The organism is Thalassotalea sp. Y01, assembly GCF_012932945.1.
Taxonomy (GTDB): domain Bacteria; phylum Pseudomonadota; class Gammaproteobacteria; order Enterobacterales; family Alteromonadaceae; genus Thalassotalea_A.
In genome coordinates, this window is the sequence record NZ_JABBXG010000004.1 from 97,446 (window position 1) to 123,192 (window position 25,747).

The 25,747-nt window shown below is 44.4% G+C and carries 24 protein-coding genes; 18 read left to right on the plus strand and 6 right to left on the minus strand.

Going from position 1 to position 25,747, the window contains the following annotated elements; genetic code table 11:
• The first annotated feature begins 435 nt into the window (after positions 1-435).
• The 7 genes from HII16_RS06985 to HII16_RS07015 all read left to right on the plus strand — a co-directional run bounded on the left by HII16_RS06985 (position 436) and on the right by HII16_RS07015 (position 8,877).
• On the plus strand, positions 436-1,962 hold the full coding sequence (locus tag HII16_RS06985; RefSeq protein ID WP_169128742.1) for a hypothetical protein: 1,527 nt from the start codon (positions 436-438) through the stop codon (positions 1,960-1,962).
• 169 nt (positions 1,963-2,131) lie between these two features.
• Entirely contained in the window at positions 2,132-2,695 is a 564-nt protein-coding gene (locus HII16_RS06990) for a fasciclin domain-containing protein (RefSeq protein WP_211183439.1), read from the plus strand.
• Positions 2,696-3,098: 403 nt separating this feature from the next.
• Entirely contained in the window at positions 3,099-3,713 is a 615-nt protein-coding gene (gene lexA, locus HII16_RS06995) for a transcriptional repressor LexA (protein WP_169128744.1), read from the plus strand.
• 477 nt (positions 3,714-4,190) lie between these two features.
• Positions 4,191-5,744, plus strand: coding sequence for a cytochrome c oxidase subunit II (gene coxB, locus HII16_RS07000; RefSeq protein WP_169128746.1), 1,554 nt, complete (start codon positions 4,191-4,193; stop codon positions 5,742-5,744).
• 12 nt (positions 5,745-5,756) lie between these two features.
• Complete coding sequence (ctaD, locus tag HII16_RS07005; protein WP_135438350.1) at positions 5,757-7,346, plus strand: cytochrome c oxidase subunit I; 1,590 nt, start codon at positions 5,757-5,759, stop codon at positions 7,344-7,346.
• A gap of 12 nt (positions 7,347-7,358) precedes the next feature.
• A complete protein-coding gene (locus HII16_RS07010; protein ID WP_169128748.1) occupies positions 7,359-7,943 on the plus strand; it encodes a cytochrome c oxidase assembly protein in 585 nt (194 codons plus the stop codon).
• Between the two features lie 52 nt (positions 7,944-7,995).
• Positions 7,996-8,877, plus strand: a complete 882-nt coding sequence (locus HII16_RS07015) for a cytochrome c oxidase subunit 3 (RefSeq protein ID WP_169128750.1) — start codon at positions 7,996-7,998, stop codon at positions 8,875-8,877.
• Positions 8,878-8,994: 117 nt separating this feature from the next.
• Here the strand turns inward: HII16_RS07015 and HII16_RS07020 are convergent, their stop codons facing one another.
• Complete coding sequence (locus HII16_RS07020) at positions 8,995-9,204, minus strand: DUF2909 domain-containing protein (protein ID WP_135440425.1); 210 nt, start codon at positions 9,202-9,204, stop codon at positions 8,995-8,997.
• 50 nt (positions 9,205-9,254) lie between these two features.
• On the opposite strand from HII16_RS07020, the gene HII16_RS07025 reads away from it, so the two are divergent.
• The 6 genes from HII16_RS07025 to HII16_RS07050 all read left to right on the plus strand — a co-directional run bounded on the left by HII16_RS07025 (position 9,255) and on the right by HII16_RS07050 (position 14,099).
• Positions 9,255-10,082: an SURF1 family protein gene (locus HII16_RS07025; protein WP_169128752.1), complete on the plus strand. Its 828-nt coding sequence runs from the start codon at positions 9,255-9,257 to the stop codon at positions 10,080-10,082.
• Positions 10,079-10,645 carry a hypothetical protein gene (locus tag HII16_RS07030; protein ID WP_169128754.1) on the plus strand — a complete coding sequence of 189 codons (567 nt, stop codon included), beginning with the start codon at positions 10,079-10,081 and terminating at the stop codon, positions 10,643-10,645. Before HII16_RS07025 ends, HII16_RS07030 begins: the two co-directional genes overlap by 4 nt.
• Complete coding sequence (locus HII16_RS07035; protein WP_169128755.1) at positions 10,645-11,637, plus strand: COX15/CtaA family protein; 993 nt, start codon at positions 10,645-10,647, stop codon at positions 11,635-11,637. Before HII16_RS07030 ends, HII16_RS07035 begins: the two co-directional genes overlap by 1 nt.
• A gap of 9 nt (positions 11,638-11,646) precedes the next feature.
• Positions 11,647-12,561 carry a heme o synthase gene (gene cyoE, locus HII16_RS07040; protein WP_135438356.1) on the plus strand — a complete coding sequence of 305 codons (915 nt, stop codon included), beginning with the start codon at positions 11,647-11,649 and terminating at the stop codon, positions 12,559-12,561.
• A gap of 29 nt (positions 12,562-12,590) precedes the next feature.
• On the plus strand, positions 12,591-13,226 hold the full coding sequence (locus tag HII16_RS07045; protein ID WP_169128756.1) for an SCO family protein: 636 nt from the start codon (positions 12,591-12,593) through the stop codon (positions 13,224-13,226).
• 147 nt (positions 13,227-13,373) lie between these two features.
• Entirely contained in the window at positions 13,374-14,099 is a 726-nt protein-coding gene (locus HII16_RS07050; protein WP_135438358.1) for a YebC/PmpR family DNA-binding transcriptional regulator, read from the plus strand.
• A gap of 69 nt (positions 14,100-14,168) precedes the next feature.
• Here the strand turns inward: HII16_RS07050 and HII16_RS07055 are convergent, their stop codons facing one another.
• Genes HII16_RS07055 through HII16_RS07065 form a run of 3 tightly spaced genes read right to left on the minus strand, consistent with a single transcriptional unit; the run spans position 14,169 to position 16,478 of the window.
• Complete coding sequence (locus HII16_RS07055; RefSeq protein WP_169128757.1) at positions 14,169-14,684, minus strand: NUDIX hydrolase; 516 nt, start codon at positions 14,682-14,684, stop codon at positions 14,169-14,171.
• A 59-nt stretch (positions 14,685-14,743) separates the two neighbouring features.
• The gene (locus HII16_RS07060; protein ID WP_169128758.1) at positions 14,744-15,412 is read right to left on the minus strand and encodes a glutathione S-transferase family protein; all 669 of its coding nucleotides are present in this window, start codon (positions 15,410-15,412) and stop codon (positions 14,744-14,746) included.
• Between the two features lie 10 nt (positions 15,413-15,422).
• Positions 15,423-16,478 carry a polysaccharide deacetylase family protein gene (locus HII16_RS07065; protein ID WP_169128759.1) on the minus strand — a complete coding sequence of 352 codons (1,056 nt, stop codon included), beginning with the start codon at positions 16,476-16,478 and terminating at the stop codon, positions 15,423-15,425.
• Between the two features lie 125 nt (positions 16,479-16,603).
• Between HII16_RS07065 and HII16_RS07070 the strand changes: the two genes are divergently transcribed.
• Positions 16,604-17,893 (plus strand): MATE family efflux transporter, encoded by a 1,290-nt coding sequence (locus HII16_RS07070; RefSeq protein WP_169128760.1) that lies wholly within the window; start codon positions 16,604-16,606, stop codon positions 17,891-17,893.
• 3 nt (positions 17,894-17,896) lie between these two features.
• Positions 17,897-19,144: an MFS transporter gene (locus HII16_RS07075; protein WP_169128761.1), complete on the plus strand. Its 1,248-nt coding sequence runs from the start codon at positions 17,897-17,899 to the stop codon at positions 19,142-19,144.
• A gap of 134 nt (positions 19,145-19,278) precedes the next feature.
• Here the strand turns inward: HII16_RS07075 and nfuA are convergent, their stop codons facing one another.
• On the minus strand, positions 19,279-19,857 hold the full coding sequence (nfuA, locus tag HII16_RS07080; protein WP_169128763.1) for a Fe-S biogenesis protein NfuA: 579 nt from the start codon (positions 19,855-19,857) through the stop codon (positions 19,279-19,281).
• A gap of 277 nt (positions 19,858-20,134) precedes the next feature.
• Here nfuA and HII16_RS07085 point away from each other — a divergent pair, with 277 nt between their 5' ends.
• The gene (locus tag HII16_RS07085; protein WP_248289536.1) at positions 20,135-22,642 is read left to right on the plus strand and encodes a M14 family zinc carboxypeptidase; all 2,508 of its coding nucleotides are present in this window, start codon (positions 20,135-20,137) and stop codon (positions 22,640-22,642) included.
• 71 nt (positions 22,643-22,713) lie between these two features.
• On the opposite strand, the gene HII16_RS07090 is transcribed toward HII16_RS07085, so the two are convergent.
• Complete coding sequence (locus tag HII16_RS07090; protein WP_169128767.1) at positions 22,714-23,457, minus strand: phosphoribosyltransferase family protein; 744 nt, start codon at positions 23,455-23,457, stop codon at positions 22,714-22,716.
• A gap of 90 nt (positions 23,458-23,547) precedes the next feature.
• On the opposite strand from HII16_RS07090, the gene bioH reads away from it, so the two are divergent.
• Both bioH and HII16_RS07100 read left to right on the plus strand, forming a co-directional pair.
• A complete protein-coding gene (gene bioH / locus HII16_RS07095; protein ID WP_169128768.1) occupies positions 23,548-24,333 on the plus strand; it encodes a pimeloyl-ACP methyl ester esterase BioH in 786 nt (261 codons plus the stop codon).
• Positions 24,334-24,419: 86 nt separating this feature from the next.
• Positions 24,420-25,709, plus strand: coding sequence for an NADH:flavin oxidoreductase/NADH oxidase family protein (locus HII16_RS07100; RefSeq protein WP_169128769.1), 1,290 nt, complete (start codon positions 24,420-24,422; stop codon positions 25,707-25,709).
• Positions 25,710-25,747: the final 38 nt, after the last annotated feature.

Consider the following 25,747-nt stretch of genomic DNA (forward strand, 5'->3'; position numbering starts at 1 on the left):
GGATTAATCACTTAAAAATTTGCGGCAATTCTACCATTATTATCGATGCTGTTGCTACATTCGCCACTATTTGAGCACAAATATCGCTAAAAAGACTGCAATATAGCGAATTAAAACGTGCGTGAAGCAACACAATTGCGACTCACTAGAGAAAAGCCAATCACTACATCGGCCAAAATCAGCAAATGCTTGCGAGTTATTAAACGCCAGTATTGGGCAATCCCAACAGCAGCAAAAACGCCCCCTTCCTTATTAGCACAAATAGCGAAAGTTCCGCCGCCAAATGTAAAGCAACGTAAAGTTTTAAGCTGCTTCGTAAAGTACTGTAAATACACGTTACCCAAGTGAACAATTTGTTAATACCGTTATCTATTTTGGGTGTTGCCATATCGACAATATGGCTTGTTCGTTTTTTAATTTAATAGGGTAGGAACCATGAATTTACATAATAAGACACTCTCTTTAAACACCATAAAACCTGTGCTTTGCGCCAGTGTATTCGCCAGTTTATTGACCGCGTGCAGTTCAGACGATGAACAGAGCGATTCTGACAATGCCTTTGTGCAGTTTTACAACGCCTCAAACAACGCACCTAGCATTTACTTTACCGTCGATGAAAACCTCGACGAAGATGACGATGACGACGATTTCGAAATCACCTTTTCACCGTTAGCATTTGCTGATGCAAACAACCGTTACGAGCTCGAAGCTGACGACTATTATGTGGAGCTTGCTTGGCAAGATGATGCTGATAGCAGCAGTCGCGAAGATCTACAAATCATCTATCAACAAAACCATAAATTCAGTAAAGACAGCATTCAATTTTTTGCCCTAACAGGTGACGTACAAGCGCCGCAAGTGATGTCCTTTGATATTCCAGTCATTGATGATGATAACGACAATGACGAAGAGCTGTTTAATATCCGCCTGCTCAACTTACATGAAGCAATGCAAGATATTGATGTCTACATGTCGAAAACCGATGAAACCTTTAATGAGGCGATTGCGCTTGAACAACTTAATTACGGGGTCATCAGTGATAATCAAAAACACGATCAAGACGATTATACCTTTTATATTACCCAAGCTGGCAGTGACCAAGTGTTATTTCAATCGACCCAAGCGCCTATGCAATACACCTCGCAATATATCGTCGTGGTACGACAAAACCAAGGTGCAGGCTCTTCGCCGTTTGCCATCGACATGATTTCAAAATACGACTTTATGACATTACAAAGTGAAGGGGATGATTCAAAACTGCGACTGTTCAACAGCATTACAGAGCACGATTTATTACCTGATTATGACCATTCTATAGATGCCACCTTACGTTCAATTAAGGAAACCATTGCTATCGACAACATCAGTTTTGGTCAATACAGTGACACCTATATTGTCAGCCAAGGCGACTACAGCATTGATTTGCTCAGCTCGTCGCAACAACACCCCTTGCTATCCAATCATTTGTTGACCCTAGCTGAAAACGAAGAGAAAACCATCTTCTTTTACCTCAGCGAAGAAAACGTTGATCATGATGGCGACGGCGATGTGGATGAAGATGGCGATGGACTGGTCGATGAAGTTGAAATAAAAATCAATTCATTAGCGGTTAAAACCAGCCAAAGTAACAGTATTTATAGTCACAAAATTGAAATCATAAACCTTGTTGAAGATGACAATTTCAATAGCGTCAGTGTCTACTTTGTGCAAAATGATGAGTTGATCGAAACTTCAACTAATTATCGCCATATCAGTTACGCAAACGCCAGTAATATCGAGCTGTTAAACAATACCTACACAGTATATGCCGTTGCCAAGCGCGACAGCAGCGAGATACTGCTCGCCTCACAAGCAATTAACTTAGACGAGTCCAGCCAAGCCATGTTCTTGTTACTGCAACAAAATGAGCAATCGGCTAGCGGCTACGACATGACATTTGCAAACCAAAAAGAAAGCAACTAACCACACACATTGCTGCCACTCTAGAGAGTTGGATCACGGTAGTTTGTCGTGACTTTTTTGCAGATAACCAGTCATAGCTCGGTGGTAGCAATGTATTAAGTGATCTTCTGGCAACGAATTACCGTAAGAACTCCATCACTATCAACGTCAAAATAAACAGAGGAACACTATGATGAATACGGTAATGAGTTCATTAACAAAAACCATTGCAACACTATCTGTTGCGACTTTTTTAAGTGCATCGGCTTACGCAGCAAAACCCAAGTGGGCGGAAAAATCCGATGTAAGTATCGTCGATTTTGCTGTTGCCGCGTCTGGCGAACCATTTGATTTTGACAGCAATGGCGAAGATTTTGACGTATTAGTCGCCGCGCTGATCGCAACCGGCACCGTCGCCGCGTTCGATGGCAGCGATTTGACCGTATTTGCGCCTAATGACAACGCCTTCTACATGCTCACCAACACCACCAATGATGCCGATGCGTTTAATGCCGCTGTGAGTTTACTGGGCGCTGATGGCGTTGCTGATGTATTGAAATACCATGTTACCGAAGGCGTGCGCAATTCACGCTCTGTGACCCGTGCGAAAATGGTTGAGATGCTTGATGGCAACAGCATTTATTACGACGATGGCCTGATTATTGCCGAAAAATCAGAAGCGAAGATCATCAGCGAAGATAATCGCTTATCAGATGGCATGGTGCATATCATCGATACAGTATTAGAACCTTAATCACAACCGTACCTGAACAACATAATGCTCGTTTAAACGCCCTTAATGAGGGCGTTTTTTATGTGCAAAAAAATATCTAGGTTAGTTTTGTCGATTCAATACGGATTCATGCTTTAAGTATTAGCTGGCGCTTGAAACACAGGGTCAACACTCAAGAAACGACCAAGGTTATAGTCATACACCCGTCCGTTCATATGAATCAATTCAGCGTCATCCACTAAAACCATCATATCTAGAATCAAAAAAAAGCGAATTTATTTCATAATTTATTTGCGTTGGAACGAATTTAGTTTTGAACTGGAACCTACACATATCTTGTAAAACAATAATTTATTGGTTGCGATTCTTATCAAGCTGTATATACTGACAGTTACTGTACAGATAAACAGGCTGTAAAAATATCATGCGAGCATTGACTGCCAGACAACAACAAATCTTTGATTTGATAAAAGAAAAAATAAACGAAACCGGCATGCCACCGACACGAGCGGAAATTGCCAACTTTTTTGGTTTTAAATCAGCAAATGCTGCGGAAGAGCATTTAAAAGCGCTGGCCAAAAAGGGCTTTATTGAAATGCTACCGGGCACCTCCCGTGGTATCAAATTAGCCGAAGAGCATGTTGAAGAAGAAGGCTTGCCATTAATTGGTCGAGTTGCGGCAGGTGAACCTATTCTTGCCCAAGAGCACGTTGAAGACAGATACAAGATCGATGGTAGTTTGTTTCACCCTGCTGCCGATTACTTATTGCGCGTTAATGGCGATAGCATGAAAGACATCGGTATTCTCGATGGAGATTTGCTGGCTGTGCACCAATCGACAGACATTCATAACGGTCAGGTTGTGGTGGCACGAGTAGAGGATGACGTCACCGTCAAACGCTATAAACGAGAAGGTAACGTTGTCTATTTACACGCTGAAAACGAAGCATTCTCGCCGATTGTTGTCGATTTAACCAATACACCTTTTAATATTGAAGGAATCGCCGTCGGTGTGGTTCGCAATGCTGACTGGATGTAGCCCAGCAAAACTGTACAAACTTTAAGCAGCCAAATATCCTCTAGAAAGCGCCCAAGTTAGGGCGTTTTTTGTATCATAAAAAAACCTCCATCGCCTTGTCTTGTCTATAACCCATTAAAACACAAGAGTATTTACTCTAGTCCCATTTGTAATCTGGATTGTAAAAAAGATTTACAAATTTCTAACAAAGCGCTTTACCTTGTATAAAAATTAGGTAATTCTAGAGCATGAAATAAACAAAAACAGGCCGATTGTTTGCCACCTGGTGACACCAGCCGATTACAACAATAAGAGAATACGCTAAATCTACCACGTCAAAACTAAACGTAGATTTGCAGTACGTAAATGGCCGAGTTAATCATTTAACCGGTATAAAACAATAACAATAATTTACGGAAATTTGCGACATCGAATGAAGATGTATCTTGTCCCTTTTTCTGTATTTTCTTTGGCTTAGCAAGCAGAAGGAGATGTCGAGTGAAAAGACGTAACCTGGGTTGGCTGTTGTTGGCAAGTACGTTTGCCAGTTCAGCTTGGGCAGAATCGCAATTGAATTTGACTAAAGGTGTGACGGATGTCAGCCAAAATGTCTATGATTTGCATATGTTGGTTCTATGGATTTGTACCGTCATTGGTATCGTAGTATTCGGTGCTATGTTCTGGTCCATGATCTTCCACCGTAAATCGAAAGGCGTAAAGCCAGCCGATTTTCATGAAAGCACTAAAGTAGAAATACTTTGGACCGCTATTCCTATTCTTATTCTGATTGGTATGGCATGGCCAGCAACCACGGCCTTGATTGATATGGAGGATAACTCCAATTCCGACATAACCATTCAGGTCACCGGTTCCCAATGGAAGTGGCATTACAAATATTTTGATCAAGGCATCGAATATTACAGTGTGCTGTCTACCCCACGCGAACAATTTGATAATCGCGAAGGTGACGGTGAAGCAAAAGGTGAAAACTACTTACTTGAAGTAGATAAGCCTTTAGTAATTCCGGTTAACCGTAAAGTACGCTTTCTAATTACCTCAGATGACGTAATTCACTCTTGGTGGGTTCCAGCGTTTGCCGTCAAGCAAGACGCAAACCCGGGCTTTATCAATGAAGCTTGGACCAATGTCAATGAGCCAGGTATTTACCGTGGCCGTTGTGCCGAGCTATGTGGTAAAGACCACGGCTACATGCCAATCGTTGTCGATGTGCGCAGTGAAGAAGACTATGAGCTTTGGATCAACGAACAGAAGATTGCCATGACCAAAGCCAAGCAAGCAGAAGCTGCCTCGCTTAATGCTGAAATGTCTATGGACGATTTGATGACATTGGGTGAAACAACCTATACCGCGCACTGTGCCGCTTGTCACCAACCAAATGGTCAAGGCCTACCGCCTGCATTCCCTGCACTCGCAGGTTCAGGTATCGCTGTGGATGCTGAAAAAATGGCTGAACACATCAGTGTGGTATTCAATGGTCGTGCTGGAACCGGTATGCAAGGTTACGGCAAGCAACTTAGCTTGAAAGAGATAGCTGCTGTTGTTACCTATGAGCGTAATGCTTGGGGCAATAATATGGGTCAAACCGTACAAGCCAAAGACGTTCAAGAAATTGGTCAAGGTGTAAGTGGCGCCAGTACTGAACCGGTTGCACCAGATGGCGCAAGCGACAGTGCAGCAACCACACCTGAAGCAGAACCTGTACCAGCGGCTGAAGTGAACATGGACGATTTGGACATGGCTCAACTTATGGAGCTCGGCGAGCAAGTATATGTTGCTAAATGTGCCGCTTGTCATCAAGTAAATGGTGAAGGTATGCCGCCAGCATTCCCTGGTCTAAAAGGCAGCGCTATGGCCACCGGTGATATCGCCGCTCATATTGACATGGTTGCTAACGGCAAACCAGGTACCGCTATGCTAGGTTTTGCCGCTCAGCTAACGCCACAAGAGATGGCCGCAGTGGTTACCTACGAGCGCAACGCCTGGGGTAACGATACCGGCGATGCTGTGCAAGCCAAAGATGTAGTCAAATAAGGGGGAATGATTATGAGTACAGCTACAGAAACATTAGATCATCATGATGATCACCATGATCATAAAATGACCGGCCTGAAGCGCTGGTTATACACCACTAACCATAAGGATATTGGTACCCTTTATCTTTGGTTCAGTTTCATCATGCTACTTACCGGTGGTGCGATGGCTATGGTCATTCGCGCCGAGCTATTCCAGCCAGGTTTGCAAATTGTTGAACCAGACTTCTTCAACCAAATGACCACAGTACACGGTCTTATCATGGTATTTGGTGCCATCATGCCTGCCTTTACGGGTTTGGCAAACTGGATGATACCGATGATGGTCGGTGCACCAGATATGGCGCTACCACGATTGAATAACTGGTCATTCTGGATTTTGCCATTTGCGTTCAGCATCTTATTGGCATCATTGTTTATGGAAGGCGGTGGTCCTAACTTCGGTTGGACATTCTATGCGCCATTATCGACAACCTACTCAAATGGTAGTACTGCATTCTTCGTGTTTGCCGTCCATATTATGGGTATTTCATCGATTATGGGTGCGATTAATATCATCGTTACCATCATGAACATGCGTGCACCGGGTATGACCTACATGAAGATGCCATTATTTGTATGGACATTCTTCATCACCGCTTACCTGTTGATTGCGGTTATGCCGGTTCTCGCCGGTGCGGTTACCATGGTGTTAACCGATACCTATTTTGGTACCTCATTCTTTAATGCCGCCGGTGGTGGTGACCCGGTCATGTTCCAGCATATATTCTGGTTCTTCGGTCACCCTGAAGTGTACATTATGATCTTACCGGCATTCGGTATTGTATCAACCACCATCCCAGCCTTTACCCGTAAAAAACTGTTTGGTTACAGCTCTATGGTTTACGCGACCGCATCTATAGCGTTCTTATCGTTTATCGTTTGGGCGCACCACATGTTTACCACGGGCATGCCGTTAGCGGGTGAGTTGTTCTTTATGTACTGCACCATGCTAATAGCCGTACCAACAGGGGTTAAGGTGTTTAACTGGGTTGCAACCATGTGGCAAGGAGCAATGACCTTTGAGACACCAATGTTGTTCTCAATTGCCTTTGTTATTTTGTTTACCATTGGTGGGTTCAGTGGTCTGATGCTGGCGATGACGCCGGTTGATTTCCAATATCATGATACCTACTTTGTTGTTGCTCACTTCCATTATGTACTGGTTACCGGTTCGCTGTTCTCATTATTCGCAGCCGCCTATTACTGGTTACCAAAATGGACTGGCCACATGTATGACGAGAAAATCGGTAAGATACACTTTTGGTGTTCACTGATTTCTGTCAACGTTCTGTTCTTCCCTATGCACTTTATCGGTCTAGCTGGTATGCCGCGTCGAGTACCGGATTATGCCCTACAGTTTGCCGACTTTAATAAGTGGATCAGTATTGGTGGTTTCGCCTTTGGTTTATCACAGCTGATTTTCTTATACGTGGTTATCAAGTGTATTCGCGGTGGCGAAAAAGCCGAAGCGAAATGTTGGGAAGGTGCCGAAGGATTAGAATGGACTGTGCCGTCGCCAGCGCCATATCACACCTTTGAAACACCACCAGAAATAAAATAGGCAGCACACCATATGAGTACAGAGCAACAACAAAACGAGCCGCAAACTCAAACAGCAGAAGCAAACACCAATCACCAAAAAAAGGTGAAAAAAAGTGTCGGCAAGTTGGTGTTTACCGTGTTTGCCATGTTCGCCTTTGGATTTGCTCTAGTGCCTCTTTATGACGTGTTTTGTGATATCACCGGGTTAAATGGCAAAACGGCCAATACCGCTGCCGAGGTTAATGACAGCGGCATCGATACCTCACGTACCATTAAGGTTCAATTTCTTAGTCGCACCGCACAAGGTGCGCCATGGAAGTTTGAACCTGAGATGAACTTTATTGAGGTTCACCCGGGAGAAATGAAGTTTGTAAAATTTTACGCCAAGAATCAATCAGGCCGCTATGCTGTTGCCCAAGCTGTACCTTCGGTATCGCCTGGACAAGCGGCAAATTACTTTCAAAAGATTGAGTGTTTTTGCTTTAACCAGCAGCCGCTGGAAGCAGACAATGATGTTTGGATGCCATTGCAGTTTTATGTCGATGTCGATTTACCCGAACACATTGAAGAGCTGACATTGTCATATACCTTGTATGACATCACTGACAACAGCTAAGCACAAAGAAAGATTGGCCTTGAGTTAAGAATCAGGTGTAGAGGAAAACACTATGAGTACAACAAAAGAATACGAAACCTATTATGTGCCAGCGCAAAGTCACTGGCCAATAGTCGGCGCGATTGCGCTGTTTATGATTGCCGTTGGCGCTGGTAGCTATGTGGCAAATCTTGATACTGGAGAAGGCTTTGGTGGCTGGGTGTTACTGGCTGGTATTGCGCTGATCATCTATATGGTGATTGGTTGGTTTTCCAATGTTATTGACGAGTCAATGGCTGGCAAATACTCCGGGCAAATGGACAATTCATTCCGCCAAGGTATGAGCTGGTTTATTTTCTCTGAGGTGATGTTTTTCGCCGCCTTCTTCGGTGCCCTGCTATACGCTCGCGTATTTTCCGTGCCGTGGTTAGGAGGTGAAGGTAATAATCTCGAGACGATGCAAGTATTGTGGCCTCAGTTTCAGGCGGCATGGCCATTAACGGTTACCCCAGATAACACCGAAACTACCGCTATGGGTTGGTATGGTTTACCTCTTATCAACACCTTGTTGCTTTTAACCTCTTCGTTTACAGCGCATTTTGCTCACGTAGCATTAGAGCAAAACAAACGTAAAGCATTAAAAGTTTGGTTGGCAGTTACCATTCTACTTGGCTTGGTGTTCCTTGGCTTGCAGGTTGAAGAATACATCATTGCCTATACGCAAATGGGTTTGACCTTAGCAAGTGGTATCTACGGTAACACTTTCTTTATGCTGACCGGCTTTCACGGCTTACACGTAACCTTAGGTGCGATCATGCTTATCGTTATGTTCTTCCGCGTATTGAAAGGACATTTTAGCCCAGATAATCATTTCGCGTTCCAGGCAGCAAGTTGGTACTGGCACTTTGTTGATGTGGTTTGGGTACTGCTGTTTCTCTTTGTCTATATTTTGTAGCAAAAGATAGGAAATTTCGGTGTTGTCGGCTTTTAAGCACGCTTTAAAAGACGATAACACCAACTTCCGATTAATCCTTTAACGCTTTAATTAGTGTTAAGCAAAGGCGTTAAAGGATTAAAAAGGTTTCGGATTTGGGGTAATTAACCCAGTTAAGATGCCGATCGCCATAAGCAGTACAATCAAGCCTGAGATAATCACTCGGCGACCAATGTACTTAGACATGGGTGGTTTGTTTTTTTCGTTTTTATTCATCATATAACCGGCTCGAAACAAGTTATAGATCATTAAAAACGCCAACACCACCAAGACAACTTTAAAAATTATTTCAAACAAGGAACGCTCCGTTTTTACCAATTGTGTAGTACAGGTAATCGATGACCCGCGTTAATAAAAACACACATATTATTCAATACTTAGCCAGCTTTAAGTTGGCCTGGATAGTTATTACCTTGGCGGTATTTTGTGCATTAATCAAGCTAAGTTTTTGGCAATATGAACGTGGTGTTGAAAAACAGCTTCGCGTTGACCGCATTGCCGAATTGGGTAATCAACAAGCCATCCCTCTAGCCACCCTACTTAAGCAAGTAGGCGACAGTGACAACGGCTTTGTCGACGTTAATGATATTGCCGTTAGTGTAATTGGTGAGTTTGTCCAACCTATGGTGTTTTTATTAGATAACCAGGTCGACAGTGGCAAAACCGGTTACAAAGTGTTTGCGGTGTTCAACGACCAATCAAGTGGTCGTCAATTGCTAGTCAATTTAGGTTGGGTGGTCGGTTCGTTAGACCGCAGTTACATTCCCGAGATAAGCATACCAAAAGGCCAATTAGAGCTTAGCGGAAGAGTACGTTTAGATAGCCAAGGTATTGTATTACAACAACAAGTTTTCGATGAACTTAACTGGCCAATTCGAGTGCAACAAATAGACAGTGAAAAATTTTCACAACTAATTAACACTCCCCTCTTGCCCTTTAGTCTTATCTTGGATAAAAAAGAATCTATCGGTTATAAAAAAAGCTGGCAACCGATAGTGATGCCACCAGAGAAACACTTTGGTTATGCAACACAATGGGGACTACTAGCCCTTGCCTGGCTCAGCCTAATGCTAGTCGCCAGTTATACGTCTTTTAAGCGCCAAAATAATAATAATTTTCAAGACGCCAACAGCCAACACAATACAGATAATAAAGGCATGTTATGACAAGTGAAGTAAACAAAAACCGCCGTAGCCTTATCCTGCTGCTACTCGTATTCGTTGTTCCGGTAATTCTCGCCAAACTGGCTCTGGACAATCAATGGTTTAATTATGGGGTAACCAATCAAGGGCAATTGCTTAACAATAAGCTCACCTTGGCAGATATTGGTCTGAGTAAAGATGACAACAAACAATGGTTGGTGATCTATTCGATGCCAGACAATTGCGATCAGCAATGCCAATTCACCTTATCGGGCATTGAAAGTACCTATATGGCATTGGGCAAAGAAACACCACGAGTGACGCCTGTAGCCATTAGCATATCGCCATTTAATGCCGAACAATTAAAGTTAGTAAATGAAAACCATTGGCGCATCGTCAGCAAAGCGGAACAAGCAGCAGACGACTCGGCTTCTTTTTTATCGCCGTTAAAAATCTATATTGCCGACCCACTTGGAAATATCGTCTTAACCTATGACCAACCACATCAAGCAGACGCGGTGCCAGCCTTTGGCAAATCCATGTTGAGTGACTTGAAGAAGATGTTGAAGTACTCGAGGATTGGCTAATGAACAGTACCCGTAGACTGGTTTTTATTGCCATTTTATTGGCTATTACGGTTATTACCCTAGGTGCGTATACCCGATTAACCCATGCTGGTTTGGGCTGCCCAGACTGGCCTGGTTGCTATGGCTTTATTGATGTACCACAAACATCAACCGAAATTGAAAAAGCCGAAGCCGCGTTTCCACAGCGCCCTGTCGAAGTACAAAAAGCTTGGAACGAAATGATCCATCGCTACTTCGCCGGCACACTGGGTTTATTGATTGCGGCAATTTTTATTCTCGCCTTTAAAAATCGCGACAAAGGCATGCCACTGTTTTTACCGATAATACTGGTCGCGACGGTGATATTTCAGGCCGCGCTGGGAGCATGGACAGTCACCATGAAACTTATGCCAGTGGTGGTTATGGGGCACTTATTAGGTGGCTTTGTGACCTTATGTCTGCTCTATTTATTGTATTTGCGGCTTACCCCCTATCGCGTACCCGGCGGTGATTTTAGTCTACGCAAATACCGCGCCTATGCGTTATTTGGTATTTTCATCCTGACCCTACAGATTGCACTGGGTGGATGGACATCAAGTAACTATGCGGCGCTAGTATGTACTGAGTTGCCAATATGTCAGGACGGTTGGGCTGCACAGTTAACTTTTAGCAATTCATTTGATTTGATCCCGCCAGAGCGAGAGACTTACGAGTTTGGTTTCTTAACCCATGCCGAACGCGTCACCATTCATGCGGTTCACCGTATCGGTGCCATCGTCACTGCCTTGTACTTAGGCTGGTTAGCGATATCGATAATGATGAAAGCACAATCAAAGTTTTTCCGTCGCAATGCAAGCCTGATATTGGTCATTCTTGGCGTTCAGGTTGGTTTAGGCGTAAGCAACATCGTGTTTAACTTACCTTTACCTGTCGCGGTTGCCCACAACGTCGTCGCCGCGGTGTTAATGCTTTCTCTTATCACCCTCACATACAGCTTGCGCCGCAAGATTTAGGAGACTGTTATGGCCAAATCTTCAGCACCATCTATCGCTCTTGAGCAAGACTCACCGGTTAGTTGGCGAGAATATTATGAAATCACCAAGCCAAGAGTCGTCGCGTTACTGGTACTCACCGCACTGGTTGGCATGAGCTTATCCGTGCCTGGCGCGATTCCATGGCAGATATTGATTCCAGCCATGCTAGGTATCGGTTTACTATCGTCGGCGTCGGCCGCCATTAATCATATTGTTGACCAACGTATCGATGCGGTTATGGCTCGAACCCATAATCGCCCATTACCTAACGGTCGCATTAGTAACAGTAAAGCCATCGCCTTTGCTGCATCATTAGCACTGATAGGCTTCGTGATGTTGTATGGGTTAGTTAACCCGCTTACCGCGTGGTTAACCCTATCAGGCTTGGTTGGTTACTCGGTGGTTTACACCATGTACCTTAAACGCGCAACACCGCAAAACATTACCATAGGCGGCTTAGCCGGTGCCATTCCACCATTGCTTGGTTGGACGGCGATGACCAATGAAATTCATCCTCATGCATTGTTATTGGTATTGCTGGTCTTTACCTGGACACCACCGCACTTTTGGGCGCTGGCTATTCATCGTCGTGACGATTACGCTAAAGTAAATATCCCAATGCTGCCGGTTACCCATGGTATCGAGTTCACTAAAACGCAAATCCTGTTGTATACCATCTTGTTATTTGTAGTCGGCTTGATCCCATATTTGGTAGGTATGAGTGGTTGGATTTATCTAATTGGCGCTTGTGCATTAAATATTATTTTCTTTGCTTATAGCTGGAAATTGAAGTTTAATGCCGACAAACAAACGGCGATGCAAACATTTCGCTTTTCCATCGTCCACTTAATGTTGTTGTTTATAGTGTTATTGGTTGATCACTACGCCCTTCCGGCGGTGTGATCATCATTTGCAGATAAGAAGTAGCAAAGATGAATAAAGTTTTAGTCGTTATAATTGCCGTTATTGCTGCTGCAATGGGGGCATTTCTCTACCAAAGTCAACGCCAAATGGCAGAGCCTAAACACGCCCTGTTGTATCAGCAGCCGCGATCTATCGCTAACTTTAATCTTACCGATCATAACGGTGAGCAATTTGATAACAGCAATTTGCAAGGCAAATGGAGCTTATTCTTCTTTGGCTATACCTCGTGTCCTGATGTATGCCCGATGACATTGCAAGAGCTTAACTACATCTATCCACAGATGCAGGAAATAACCGGCAATCGAGTACAAGTTGCCATGGTCACCGCCGATCCAAAACGCGATACCGTTGAACAGTTAAATAATTACATTAATTATTTTAATGATGACTTTATTGCGTTGCGCGGTGGTCACGATACGCTGTTTCCGTTTTCCCGCAGTCTTGGCTTGATGTATGCCATTACTGAGGATACCAACCAAGAGTTTTACTTGGTTAATCACAGTGCGTCTATTGTTATGACCAATCCGCAAGGGCAAATCCAAGCCATTTTTAAGCCAATTCAAGGTGAGCCCGGCACCGTGCCGGCGATTGATTCTGAGCGAATGCTGGAAGATTTTAAGCTTATTTATTCGCAAGTTAATTAGTCTCATTTGTGGCTAAGCATTGAAATTATACAAAATACCCTCATTTAATTGATATCGAACAAGTAGAGTCACAATTGTGGCTCTACACAGCAACGTCAATCCTTGCTAAAATTGGCGCAAATGAATTCAAACGAAGAGACATGACTAATGGGTAGAGCGTTCCAAAACCGTAAAGAGTCTATGGCGAAAACCGCCGGCCAAAAGACCAAAGTGTATTCAAAATACGGTAAAGAAATCTATGTGTGTGCAAAAAACGGTGGTCTTGACCCTGATGGCAACCTAGCATTGCGTCGTCTGATCGATAAAGCCAAAAAAGATCAAGTACCAACACACGTTATCGACAAAGCAATCGACAAAGCCAGTGGTGCCGGTGGTGAAAACTACGAACCAGCTCGCTACGAAGGTTTTGGCCCTGGCGGCTTTATGGTGATTGTTGACTGTCTAACCGACAACCCAAACCGTACCATCAAAGATGTGCGTATTGCGTTCACTAAGACCGACTCAAAAATTGGTGCTCAAGGCTCTGCTGCGTTCATGTTTGACCACGTTGCGCTATTCTGTTTCGCCGGTGATGACGATGAAGCCATTTTCGAAGCCCTAATGATGGCTGACGTAGATGTGACTAACGTTGAGAAAGAAGACGGTATCATTACCGTAACCGCGCCACATACTGAATACTTCAATACTAAAAATGCATTAGCTGAAGAACTTGGTGATGTTGAATTTGAAGTCGATGAGATCACGTGGATCCCGCAAGATTACAAAGAAATCAGCGAAGAAGACGACATCAAGATGTTCGACAAGTTTATGGACATGCTGAACGACAGCGATGATGTGCAAAACATCTACCATAACGCAGAAGTTAAACGCTAACGACTCTTCAAGGGGTCAGATCACTTGAAATGACATTGAACTTTCAAGTGATCTGACCCCTTGAAAAGGTTACAGCAATTCTTTTACTATCAGCTTCAGTAAAAACGTTTCCCGTTCAATCGACATCCCCTTTTTCTCACTGTTGGCCATGGTATGTTCATTGTGGGCAATGGCTTGATGAATATTGATCCACACCGGATGCATACCATTGGCGATTTCGTGGGCTTCCAGTTCGGTGTTCGCTAACTCATCGTCAATCTCACAGGTATAACAAAACGATTCCATATGCATGATGTCATAGTCGGCTTTGTACCAAGGTCGGAACTCTTCATAACGGCCAAACGCTTGCACATTGCGAATATTTTGCGCACCGGTTTCTTCTTTTAGTTCGCGCACTAAGCCTTGCTCTAAATCTTCACCTTCATCAACCCCACCGCCTGGCAAGGTGTAGTCATGATAGCGTTCGGTATACAGCAATAAAATCTGCTCACCACGAACAATAATGGCGCGTGCCGCTTGGCGATGAAAACGGCTAGCACAAAGGTTGTTGATATCAGGATGAGTGGTACTTCGTAAAAGACGCATGAGGATAAGTTGAACGTTAAAAGTGGGGCAAGCCTACTGACTTTGCCCCGAAATAGCAATTAAATTGGTAAGCCCCAGTCACGCAATATTTGCTCTTCTTCAGCAATCAGCGTGGCGAATATATCGCTGGCGAATACTCGGCCAATATAGGCCGCGGTTTTCGGCCATTTGCTGGCATCGCAACTGACTTTACAATGACGCATTAAGACAAACATCGAGCACACAGACAAATCGCCATAGCTCATAGTATTCCCCACCAAGTAATCATCATTTAACTCAGATTCGAGGTAATCAAATATCGCGGGGATCTCTTTGCTGATCGCCAAATCAATTTCATCTTGTGCCGGCGGGCGATTAAAAAATGCTTCGGCGAGATACATCTCTGCAAATAAGTGACCACCAATCGCTGCCACCATCACCGTGGTTGAATAGGTCGCAAACCATTCACTGCGGGCTGCTAATAAGTTGTCTTCGGGCAATAGTGCTGGCTGTGGGTACTGGCGGTCGAGAAATCGTATGATCACTTCAGAGTCACTAATATAATCTCCGTCATGACATAACAAAGGGATTTTCCCGGTCGGACTGTTATCGACAAATTCCGCTGGTTTTTCGGGTGCAAATGGAAATACCACCTGCTGTGTATACTCAAGCCCTTTAAATGCTAACGCCAAACGTACGCGGCGCACGTATGGCGATGGTTGGGCACCATAAAGTGTTATCTCTGCCATATCAAATTCCTTAATTGTTATACCAACTACCGTCTTTTTTCGGTACAAACCAAGCGCGTGAGTACCAGTAAAAACGACCAGGTTTGGAAATACTCGGTGCCGTACAATTGGCGCGGTTTCGTCCCGGATTGAAGTTACTATCAAAAACCATAGTAAAGCTTTTCTTGTCTTGCCATTGTATTTGCGCCTTACCTTTGCCCGCAATAAAGCACGCTAGCATGTTGGCGTAAAAGTCGGTGCTGTTTAATGTGACTAAAGTGTCAGGCTGTGCCGCAAACGGCACAATTGTCTCGGCGCGTTGACTGCTCGTGGTTAAATCAAAAGCCAAGGCATTAAGCTTATCCTTTAATGCCGCGAGTTTATCGTATGGCATAGACGCCGGAAATCTGGGCACGGCAGTCAAGTCCGTGCTCGCACCAACCGCGCCAGATTGCTGGGTAAAGACCACAAAGCCTAGCTTTTCTAATTTTTGCTGTGCTTGCGGCGTATATTCGCCATATGGCAAAGCAAAGTAGCGCCAGCTCTGGCCGGTGTGTTGTTCGATAACTTTTTCAGATTTGACCAGCTCCGCCAATTTATTGTCAAGCCACGTATTTTCGCTCACACCTTTAGGCACCTTAACCAGTGAATCATGCAGATAGCCATGATTGCCAATAAGCACACCGTCATCGGACATCGCCTTAATTTGCAGCCAAGTTAAATACATACCGGCTTTGTTCGGTACCGTGGCGGGATTAATAAACATGGTATACGGGTAACCGTACCTTTTTAGCAGCGGATGGCCATTTTCAAGAATATCGCTGTAGCCATCATCAAAGGTAATCACCACGGTTTTATCGATCAGTGGTTGGTTGTTCTTAATACGCTCAACCACCTCATTTAAAGCCACGACTTTGTAGTCATTTTGTTGTAAATATTGCAGATGTTTTTCAAACTGTTGCGGTGTTATGGAAGTACTTTTTGGCGTTTTTTCAGAGACATGATGATAGACCAAAATCACCGTTGCAAAACTTGGTAAAGAGCAACACATCAATATAACTGATAATAAAATAACGAGTTTTTTCATATCTCAGAGCTAAATAATCGGATATTATCTAAGATTATCACAGTGCTAAGTAACGAATAAAGGAAAGCCTCTCGTTGAACGCCCGCCTTAAAGAACGCAGTGCCCTTTTTGCCTTGGCATTGCCCATGATCTTATCCAATATCACTGTCCCATTATTGGGGCTGGTGGATACCGGCGTGATTGGCCATTTAGGTGAGCCTTATTACCTAGGCGCCACCGCCGTTGGCTCGATGATCATCACCTTTGTGACTTGGTTTTGTGGCTTTTTACGGATGTCGACTACCGGGCTTGCTGCCCAAGCCTTTGGCAGTCAAGACCAGCAACAAGTTTTACTGGTACTCAGTCGTGGCTTGCTCGTTGCCTTTGCCATAGGCATCAGTTTTGTGTTGCTGCAAAGCCTGTATGTAGATTCGGCGCTGTATTTAAGTGGCGGCAGTGAAAAGGTGCTCGAGTACGCCAAGCAATACTGTGAGATCCGCATATGGGGCTTACCTGCCGCGTTAGCGAATCTGGTGTTGCTCGGTTGGTTATTGGGTATGCACAAAGCCAAGTATGCGATGTGGCTACTGATCATTACCAACAGCGTTAACTTAAGTTTAGATTTGCTGTTCGTCTTAGTGTTTGAATGGGGCGTTGCCGGTGTGGCTTGGGCGACACTTATTGCCGAATATAGCTGCTTATTTATTGGTTTAGCGATGGCGGCAAGCACCTTACAAACCAGTAAAAGCGCGTTATTAAAACCGCTATTTGCGGCACCGAAGCAATTTTTTGCGCGCGAATCATTTTTCCCTTTCCTCGCCCTTAACCGCGATATCGTCATTCGCACCTTGTGTTTAGAAATCTGCTTCGTGTTTATCACATTTATGGGGGCGCGACTCGGTGATACTGTGGTTGCCGCCAACGCGATCTTATTAAACTTCTTGCTGCTTATTTCTTTCGGTTTAGATGGCATTGCCTATGGCGCCGAAGCGCGTGTCGGCAGAGCAAAAGGCGCTAAAGACAGCGACGCAATGCAATTATCGGTGAGTGTCGCTAATCGCTTCAACATCGTTTTAGCGATTGGTTACTCGCTGCTGTTTTTACTGTTTGGCCAATATTTCATTCAAATGCTGACCAATATCGATGCTATCGTCACCTATGCAACAGAATTCTTGCCTTGGATTATCGCTCTGCCTGTTATTGCTTGTTGGTGTTATCTCTACGACGGTGTCTATATAGGCCTGACGCAAGGGGCAACCATGCGCAACTCAATGGTCATATCCACCTTCTTAGTGTTCTTCCCTACCTGGTTTTTGCTTAAAGACTTTGGTAACCATGGCCTTTGGGCTGCGTTTTGCTTTTTTATGGCGGCGCGTGGCATCACCCTTTATTGGCATTACAAACGCAATTATGCCAACGCAAACTGGACCGATTAATCGATGAATATGACCTTAGTAGGTATCGTGCTGGCGATGCTGGCCGCCATTTGGGTGTTGATAAAGGTATTTGGCTACCCGCGCAATATTTGGGTGCTGTTTGTCACCATGCCGATGTTGATGTGCATCAGCTCTACCATCACCTTTATTGGCGGATTGTTGGCAACAAAAATTGCCCCAGATCCCACATTAGCTACCATGCCATTAACAACGATGATTATCGGCACGGCTTTGGCGACATTATTTATTTCAAAATTAAACCAACGCTTTGGCCGTAAAATTGCCACCAACATTGGCTTTGTTATGGCGATTATAGGTGCCAGCTTAGCCTGTATTGCCGCAATGAACGGCTCGTTCGGTTTATTATTGTTAGCGACCATGATCATGGGCTCGAGCTTGGCATTTGCACAACAAATGCGTTTCGCGGCGATTGAAAGCGTTACCGCCGAGCAAGCCCCCAAAGTGCTATCCGCATTGATGTTATCCGGTGTTTACGCCGCCATGCTGGGACCAGAAGTGGCATTTCTCGGCAAAGATTGGATAGCCTCTGAACACGGCTATGCGGGGTCATTTCTCGGTTTAGCACTAGTGGTTGCCTTGGCAATGGGGCTGTTTCAATTATTCAGTAACCCTAGCGTCAAAGAAGAGAGCCAAGTGCACGGCGATGCTCGTGGTTTATCGGTCATCATAAAACAACCGATATTTATGATTGCGCTGCTATCAGCGGCGATTGGCTATGGTTTGATGAGCTTTATCATGACCGCAACGCCATTGAGCATGCACGACATGAACGGTCACTCATTGCATGATACAAAGTGGGTTATTCAAAGCCATGTGATTGCCATGTTTTTGCCATCACTGCTAACCGGTTGGCTCATTAAAAAGTATCATTCGGTATGGGTATTGAGCGCCGGACTTGCTGCTTATGCGTTAGTCGCTATTATCGCCTTAAGTGGCCAGCATGTGATTCATTATTGGTGGGCATTGGTACTATTAGGCATCGGTTGGAATTTTCTGTTTATTACCGGCACGGTATTATTGCCACAAAGTTATCAAAACAATGAACGATTTAAGGTTCAAGCGGCCAATGACTTTGTCATCTTTGTCACTCAAGCGTTAGCGTCTTTATTGGCGGGTTGGTTGTTATTTAAAAGCAGCTGGACAATGGTGGTGCTGTCTATGGTGCCATTTATTATCATTATGTTTTTTGTTATCCGCTGGCACAACAAAGATCGCAAGCATCAAATTTAAACGCAAAATGTCGCAATGATTTATTGCTGTCATAACCGCATGTCATAACCTCGAGTCATAAGCGCGTTGCTCGCAAGCCGCGCACAAAAAAGCCGGCATCAGCCGGCTTTATAACTTATTGTGTCAGCAACTGACTAGTAGTAAGAGTGCTCACCACGCTGATGTTCAGTCACATCGCGTACACCTTTGATCTCACCAGCCATGATATCAACCAATTGTTTTTCAACACCGTCTTTTACGGTTAAATCAATTTGCGAACAACCGTTACAGCCACCACCAAATTGCAAGATAGCAATACCGTCATCGGTAATTTCAACCAACTGACAGTTACCGCCGTGACCAGCAAGTTGTGGATTAACTTCTGACTCGATAAAGTAATTTACGCGCTCAAATAACGGCGCATCTTCGTTCACTTTACGAAGCTTAGCGTTTGGTGCCTTTAAGGTTAACTGTGAGCCCATTTGGTCGGTTACGAAATCAACCTCGGCATCTTCAAGGTACTTTTCACTGTCTTTATCAACCAAGGCAGCAAAACCATTATATTCGATGCGAATATCGTCAGCTTCAATCGCTTCAACAGGGCAGTATGAAACACCACACTCAGCTTGGGCTGTGCCTGGGTTTACTACAAATACGCGAATACAGGTGCCTTCAGCTTGTTGTGAAAGCAGTTTTACAAAATGCTGCTGCGCAGTTTCGGAAATATTAATCATAGGTGTCTCGCTAAATGCTCACTTCGACATTTAAGGTCAGGATAATTCCCGACTATTTAACTCAAGTATGGGGCCTATAATACGCTTCTCAAGGGGAAAACTCCAAATAACTTTTTAATTTTGTCTATGCTTAAACAACCCCTGTTCTGAAAATAGCTGCAACTTTGCTAGTCATTTTTGCTAAAGTATTAAAAATAATCATGTTTTATACGTTTTTTCATTAATGGAGTGCATTTTGTTGTCATTGCCACGATTTTTTCTCGCTGTTTGCGCCTGTATGTCTTTATCTCTCGCTGCAGAGCCACTCTCCTATTACTTCCCTGATCAGTCAGACTACGAGCAACAGATACCAACGCCAAAACAAGTGTTTGGCTTTGAGGTAGGTGATCGCCACCTTCGTCACGACCAATTAATAGATTATTTCAAACAGTTAGCGCAAGCCAGTGACAAAGTACAAATCACTGAAATGGGCTACAGTCACGAATATCGTAAGCAAATAATTGCCACCATTAGCAGCAAAGAGAACCTTGAAAATCTCGATGACATCCTCGCCCAACGTCGCAAATCTGGCAAACAAGCAGACGATGCACCAGCGGTTGTTTGGCTTGGATATAGTATTCACGGTAATGAAATTTCTGGCTCAAATGCCTCGGTATTGGTTGCCTATTATTTAGCGGCAGCAGAAAACGGTGATGTTGAAGATATACTCGACGACTTGATCATTGTTATCGAGCCTAGCATGAACCCTGATGGCATGGACCGATTCACCACGTACGCCAATGCTAATCGCAATGTCAGCCTAAACACCGATCCCAACCATCGTGAACACCATTTTCAATGGCCGTGGAGTCGCACCAATCACTTTGTGTTTGATTTAAACCGCGACTGGTTGCCATTGACGCAAATCGAAAGCCAAAACCGTGTACGTCAGTATCATTATTACAAACCGAATGTCCTCGGCGATTTTCATGAGATGGGTCACAACAGCAGTTATTTTTTCCAACCGGGCGTACCGAGTCGTAATAACCCGATTACACCAAAAGAAAACTTAGAGATGACCCGACTGTTCGCCACCTATCATGCCAAAGCATTGGATAAGGACAATAGCCTGTATTACGCCGAAGAAGACTTCGACGATTTTTTCTATGGCAAAGGCTCGACCTACCCAGATATTAACGGCACCGTAGGCATTTTATTTGAACAGGCAAGTTCACGTGGTTACGCGCAAGACACCATCAATGGCGTATTGACCTTCCCTTATAGCGTTAAAAACCATGTTGTGACCTCCTTTTCAACCTTAACCGCAGCACAAGAGAACAAGCAGCGATTACACGATTATCGCGCCAATTTTTATGATGATATTGAAGATCTTGCCGATAACGAAAGTTTTGCCGGATACCTGTTTACCGAACAGCATGACCAGACTCGCTTAAATATGTTTTTAGAGCTGTTGAATCAACATGAGATTCAAGCGTTCCCGTTAAGCAGAACCTATAACGGCAAAGAAGTCGATTACAAGGCCGGTTCAAGTTACTTTGTGCCGCTAAAACAAAACCAATACCGTGTGATTAAAACCATTTTTGATCAGGTTGTCAGCTTTGAAGACAAGACCTTTTATGATGTGTCTGGCTGGACCATGCCACTGGCCTTTAATATTCAATTTGCCAAAGTTGAAATTAGCCGCGGTTTGTCGATATCGTCATCACCGTGGCAACCCAAAGAGAAACAGTTAGCGCCGTTCAGCCGCGATGCTTATGCCTATGCGTTTCGTTGGGATGATTATCTCGCACCAAAATTTTTGAATAAGTTGCTAGAGCAAGGCATCAAAGCGCGAGTGGCCAACCAAGCCTTTACCGCCAGCGTTAACAATGAAGCGGTTCGTTTTGACAAGGGCACGGTGATCATCCCCGCCTATGTGCAAGATAAAAGCAGTTGGGTTGATATCTTGGTCAGTATTCAAAAAGACATCCACATAGATGTCTTCGATTTACAAACCGGCCTTAATGCTGGTATCGATATAGGCAGTCCGTCGATTGTGCCAATAAACCCAGTCAAAGTATTGATGATTGGCGGGCGCGGCGTATCGGAAGCCGAAGTCGGCCATATGATGTTTTATCTCGACGGGCAAATGAACATCCCGGTGTCGGTGGTCGATATATATCGCCTAAATAGCATCGATTTTAACGACTACACCCACATTATGTTGATGGATGGTAAATACAATAATTTCCCGCAAGGCACAGGCAAGCGCTTGCTCGCCTTTGCTGAACAAGGTGGCACCATCTATGGTCAAAAACGGGCGATGAAGTATCTTGCCAGTAAGAACATTTTGCAAGCCAGCTTTACCAGTAAAAGTGAGATTAATCGCGCCTTTGACACCCGAGATTTAGCTTATGATGACAAGCAAGACCTAACCGCCAATAAGCGTATTGCTGGCACCATCTTTAATAGCAAGCTTGATACCAGCCATCCATTGGCTTACGGCTTTAATAAAGACGACTTGGCTTTGTTTAAAAACTCCACCGACATTATTGAAATGCCGTCTAAGCCATTTATCACCTTGGCCCGATACACCTCAGCACCATTGATGAGCGGATATGCGGCAGAAGAGTTGATTGATTTGGTCTCCGGTAACGCGGCTATCATTGCTCATAACGTCGGCAAAGGTCGCGTGGTGGTCAGCGATTCCAACTTAGTGTTTCGTGGCTATTGGCCAGGGCCTGCGAAAATCATTGCCAACACCTTGTTTTTTTCTAAAGCTTTTAGCGTCAAGGTAAGCGACTAGTATTAAGCGATTAACCTTAAGCGATTAACCTTAAACGATTAACCTAAAGCGAATAAAAGATTCAGCTTATTTTATTTAGGCTGAGCACTTAACGCATTGCCATACAAGGCAACACTGATACTGAGCACGGTGACTCTTGCAGCACCGTGCTTTTTTAGTAGCTTGGCAATGGTATTTACCGTCGTACCTGTAGTCACCACATCATCAATCAGCAACACATGTTTACCCTTAAGCTGCATATCACCACCGGTCACATAAAACGCTTTGCTCAATGCTCGTCGTCGCTGCGCACCGCTTTTACCAACCTGACGACGCACGCTTTGCTGGCGCCGAAGATAATGATAGTCACATGAAATAGCACTGTATTTGGCCAAAGCTTTGGCAAGCAATACCGTTTGGTTAAATTGTCGCCAGCGCAAACGCGCATAGGATAACGGCACCGGCAGCATAATATCGGCGGTTACGTTTGTCGCTTGTATTTGTTGATACATCAAGTGAGCCAGCATGGTTGCTAACTCAAAACGCCGAGCGTATTTAAGCTGAGCTATCCAGTCACTAAACGGGCGCATATGCGGCGCCACGGCTATTAACGCTTCGTAATGCTGATGACTAAGGTACCGAGCAATCGCAGGCGTATGCAATAAGTTATTGCTGCAATGTGACCAATCAAACGCCGCCAAAGTTTGCTGGCAATCGATGCACAACAATGGCTGGTTATGACTTGCTTGGTGACATAAATCACAATGGTAATCCTGGCTAAAAGCGCCACTAACCGTGTGTTTTAGAGTGGCAATGGCGTTGGTTATTGTCTTCATATTCATCCTTGAGTCGTCAATAAAACTACATCTGGGCACTGGTTCGGGCTAGAATAGCGCCATCAACTACAGTTATTAGCTTAGAACAAAATGAACAACGCAATGCGATATCAAAGTCAGGGTGATGGCACACCTGTGGTTTTTATTCACGGTTGGGGACTTAACAGCGCGATATTCAGTCCTCTGGCAGAAATGTTAGAGAATGAACACCGGGTGACGTTAATCGACTTACCGGGCTTTGGTGACAACCATGAAAACATCCCAGCAAGCTATGACATTGCATCGATTACCCACATGGTTGCCGATTGCATCGATCAACCGAGCATCATCGTTGGCTGGTCATTAGGTGGTCTGGTGGCAACCGAATTGGCGCTGCAACACAGTGACTTGGTAAAAGCGGTGGTGACGGTTACCTCAAGCCCGTATTTTGTTGAGCAAGACAATTGGCCAGGCATAAAACCAGAATTGCTCAAGTCTTTTCATCAACAATTGGCGGTCAATAGCGATAAAACCATTGCCAACTTTTTAAAAATTCAGGCTATGGGCTCTGAACATGTGCGCCAAGACATAAAAGAGATAAAGAGTCTTATCGACTCTCGGCCGAAAGCGAATATCGACATATTAGACGCTTCACTGTCATTGCTAGAAAACGTCGATTTACGGCGACAAGTTGGTGATTTACAGGTACCTTTATTGCGCTTGTATGGTCGCTTAGACTCGCTGGTGCCCAAAGCGGTTATCGAGCGTATGGATGAGTTGGTACCGCAATCGGACAGCTTTATGTTTCATCGAGCCTCGCATGCGCCTTTTATTTCCCATAAAGACGAGTTTTATCGGGTGTTAAGAGATTGGATTCAAGGTATAATCGCTAACTAATTACGTCTTTTCACCGAATTTCGCCGCATTTAATAACAATTAATTAACAAAGCGGCACAAGTTAAATATTTTAGGAAACACAGTTAATGTCACCTTTAGCACAATCATTAACGCTGCCATGTGGCGCCGTTATTAACAATCGACTTGGCAAAAGCGCCATGACCGAAGGTCTTGCCGACGCCCACGACCGACCAACAGAACAGCACAATACCTTGTATCGTACCTGGTCATTAGGCGGCACTGGTGTACACATTACCGGTAACGTGATGATCGACCGACGCTACTTAGAGCGCGCCGGCAATGTGGTTCTTGAAAATGACTCGGCCATCGACAAGTTTAAAGCTTGGGCTGCGGCGGGTACCGAAGGTGGTAACCACTTATGGATGCAGATTTCTCACCCTGGACGTCAATGTCCGTCTTTGGTCAATGCCGAGCCGTTGTCGCCATCAGATGTGCATTTAAAAATGCTTGGTTCATTTTCTAAGCCACGGGCGCTAACGCAACTAGAAATCGAAGATATTATCCAACGCTATGCCAATACCGCCGCATTAGCGAAAGAAGCAGGCTTTACTGGTGTGCAAGTACATTGTGCGCACGGATACTTGATCAGCCAATTTTTATCACCAAAAACCAATCGTCGCCAAGATCAATGGGGCGGCAGTTTAGAAAATCGTGCTCGATTCGCCCGCCATGTTGTCCGTGCCGTGCGTGCTGCAGTTGGTCCTGAGTTTCCGGTCGCGGTTAAGCTTAACTCAGCAGACTTTCAAAAAGGTGGTTTTTCACTAGACGATTGTGTGCAAGTTGCCGGTTGGTTAGCCGAAGACGGTATCGATTTACTTGAGATCTCGGGCGGCACCTACGAGCAGTTGTCATTAATGGGTGTTGAAGCGACTGAAGTTAGAGAAAGTACCCGCCGCCGTGAAGCGTATTTCCTTGAGTATGCACAAGCGATTAAAGCCAATGCTAAGGTGCCATTAATGATCACCGGTGGCTTTCGCTCTCGTGAGGTGATGGAACAAGCGGTTGCCAGTGGTGAAATTGATATGGTCGGCTTAGCGAGACCACTATGTACCATGCCCGCGGTATCTGCTAAATTAATAGAGCAAAGCATTGACAGTGTTGATGATTTTGAAACGAGTTTAAAAATAGGTGATGGCTTTTGGGGCAATAACAGTCCGTTGGCGTTAATTAAATCAATGAACAGCGTCGGCCAAGTAAGCTTTTATTATCAGCAGATAATACGTTTATCAAAAAATGAAAAAGTAGATACTAGCCTTAAAGTCGCTCCATTATTTTTCAAGCACTTATACAACGATACCTGTTTGAATTTGCGACGCAAAAAAGCGCAAAATAAGCGTTTGATATCAAAAGATTAAAACCATAAGAAACACAAAGGGTTGGCTATGGAAAACCT

Coding starts and splice junctions, on each gene's coding strand:
- HII16_RS06985 (WP_169128742.1), top strand. CDS start 436: ATGAATTTACATAATAAGACACTCTCTTTAAACACCATAAAACCTGTG.
- HII16_RS06990 (WP_211183439.1), top strand. CDS start 2,132: ATGATGAATACGGTAATGAGTTCATTAACAAAAACCATTGCAACACTA.
- lexA (WP_169128744.1), top strand. CDS start 3,099: ATGCGAGCATTGACTGCCAGACAACAACAAATCTTTGATTTGATAAAA.
- ctaD (WP_135438350.1), top strand. CDS start 5,757: ATGAGTACAGCTACAGAAACATTAGATCATCATGATGATCACCATGAT.
- HII16_RS07010 (WP_169128748.1), top strand. CDS start 7,359: ATGAGTACAGAGCAACAACAAAACGAGCCGCAAACTCAAACAGCAGAA.
- HII16_RS07015 (WP_169128750.1), top strand. CDS start 7,996: ATGAGTACAACAAAAGAATACGAAACCTATTATGTGCCAGCGCAAAGT.
- HII16_RS07025 (WP_169128752.1), top strand. CDS start 9,255: ATGACCCGCGTTAATAAAAACACACATATTATTCAATACTTAGCCAGC.
- HII16_RS07030 (WP_169128754.1), top strand. CDS start 10,079: ATGACAAGTGAAGTAAACAAAAACCGCCGTAGCCTTATCCTGCTGCTA.
- HII16_RS07035 (WP_169128755.1), top strand. CDS start 10,645: ATGAACAGTACCCGTAGACTGGTTTTTATTGCCATTTTATTGGCTATT.
- cyoE (WP_135438356.1), top strand. CDS start 11,647: ATGGCCAAATCTTCAGCACCATCTATCGCTCTTGAGCAAGACTCACCG.
- HII16_RS07045 (WP_169128756.1), top strand. CDS start 12,591: ATGAATAAAGTTTTAGTCGTTATAATTGCCGTTATTGCTGCTGCAATG.
- HII16_RS07050 (WP_135438358.1), top strand. CDS start 13,374: ATGGGTAGAGCGTTCCAAAACCGTAAAGAGTCTATGGCGAAAACCGCC.
- HII16_RS07055 (WP_169128757.1), bottom strand. CDS start 14,684: ATGCGTCTTTTACGAAGTACCACTCATCCTGATATCAACAACCTTTGT.
- HII16_RS07060 (WP_169128758.1), bottom strand. CDS start 15,412: ATGGCAGAGATAACACTTTATGGTGCCCAACCATCGCCATACGTGCGC.
- HII16_RS07065 (WP_169128759.1), bottom strand. CDS start 16,478: ATGAAAAAACTCGTTATTTTATTATCAGTTATATTGATGTGTTGCTCT.
- HII16_RS07070 (WP_169128760.1), top strand. CDS start 16,604: ATGATCTTATCCAATATCACTGTCCCATTATTGGGGCTGGTGGATACC.
- HII16_RS07075 (WP_169128761.1), top strand. CDS start 17,897: ATGAATATGACCTTAGTAGGTATCGTGCTGGCGATGCTGGCCGCCATT.
- nfuA (WP_169128763.1), bottom strand. CDS start 19,857: ATGATTAATATTTCCGAAACTGCGCAGCAGCATTTTGTAAAACTGCTT.
- HII16_RS07085 (WP_248289536.1), top strand. CDS start 20,135: ATGTCTTTATCTCTCGCTGCAGAGCCACTCTCCTATTACTTCCCTGAT.
- HII16_RS07090 (WP_169128767.1), bottom strand. CDS start 23,457: ATGAAGACAATAACCAACGCCATTGCCACTCTAAAACACACGGTTAGT.
- bioH (WP_169128768.1), top strand. CDS start 23,548: ATGAACAACGCAATGCGATATCAAAGTCAGGGTGATGGCACACCTGTG.
- HII16_RS07100 (WP_169128769.1), top strand. CDS start 24,420: ATGTCACCTTTAGCACAATCATTAACGCTGCCATGTGGCGCCGTTATT.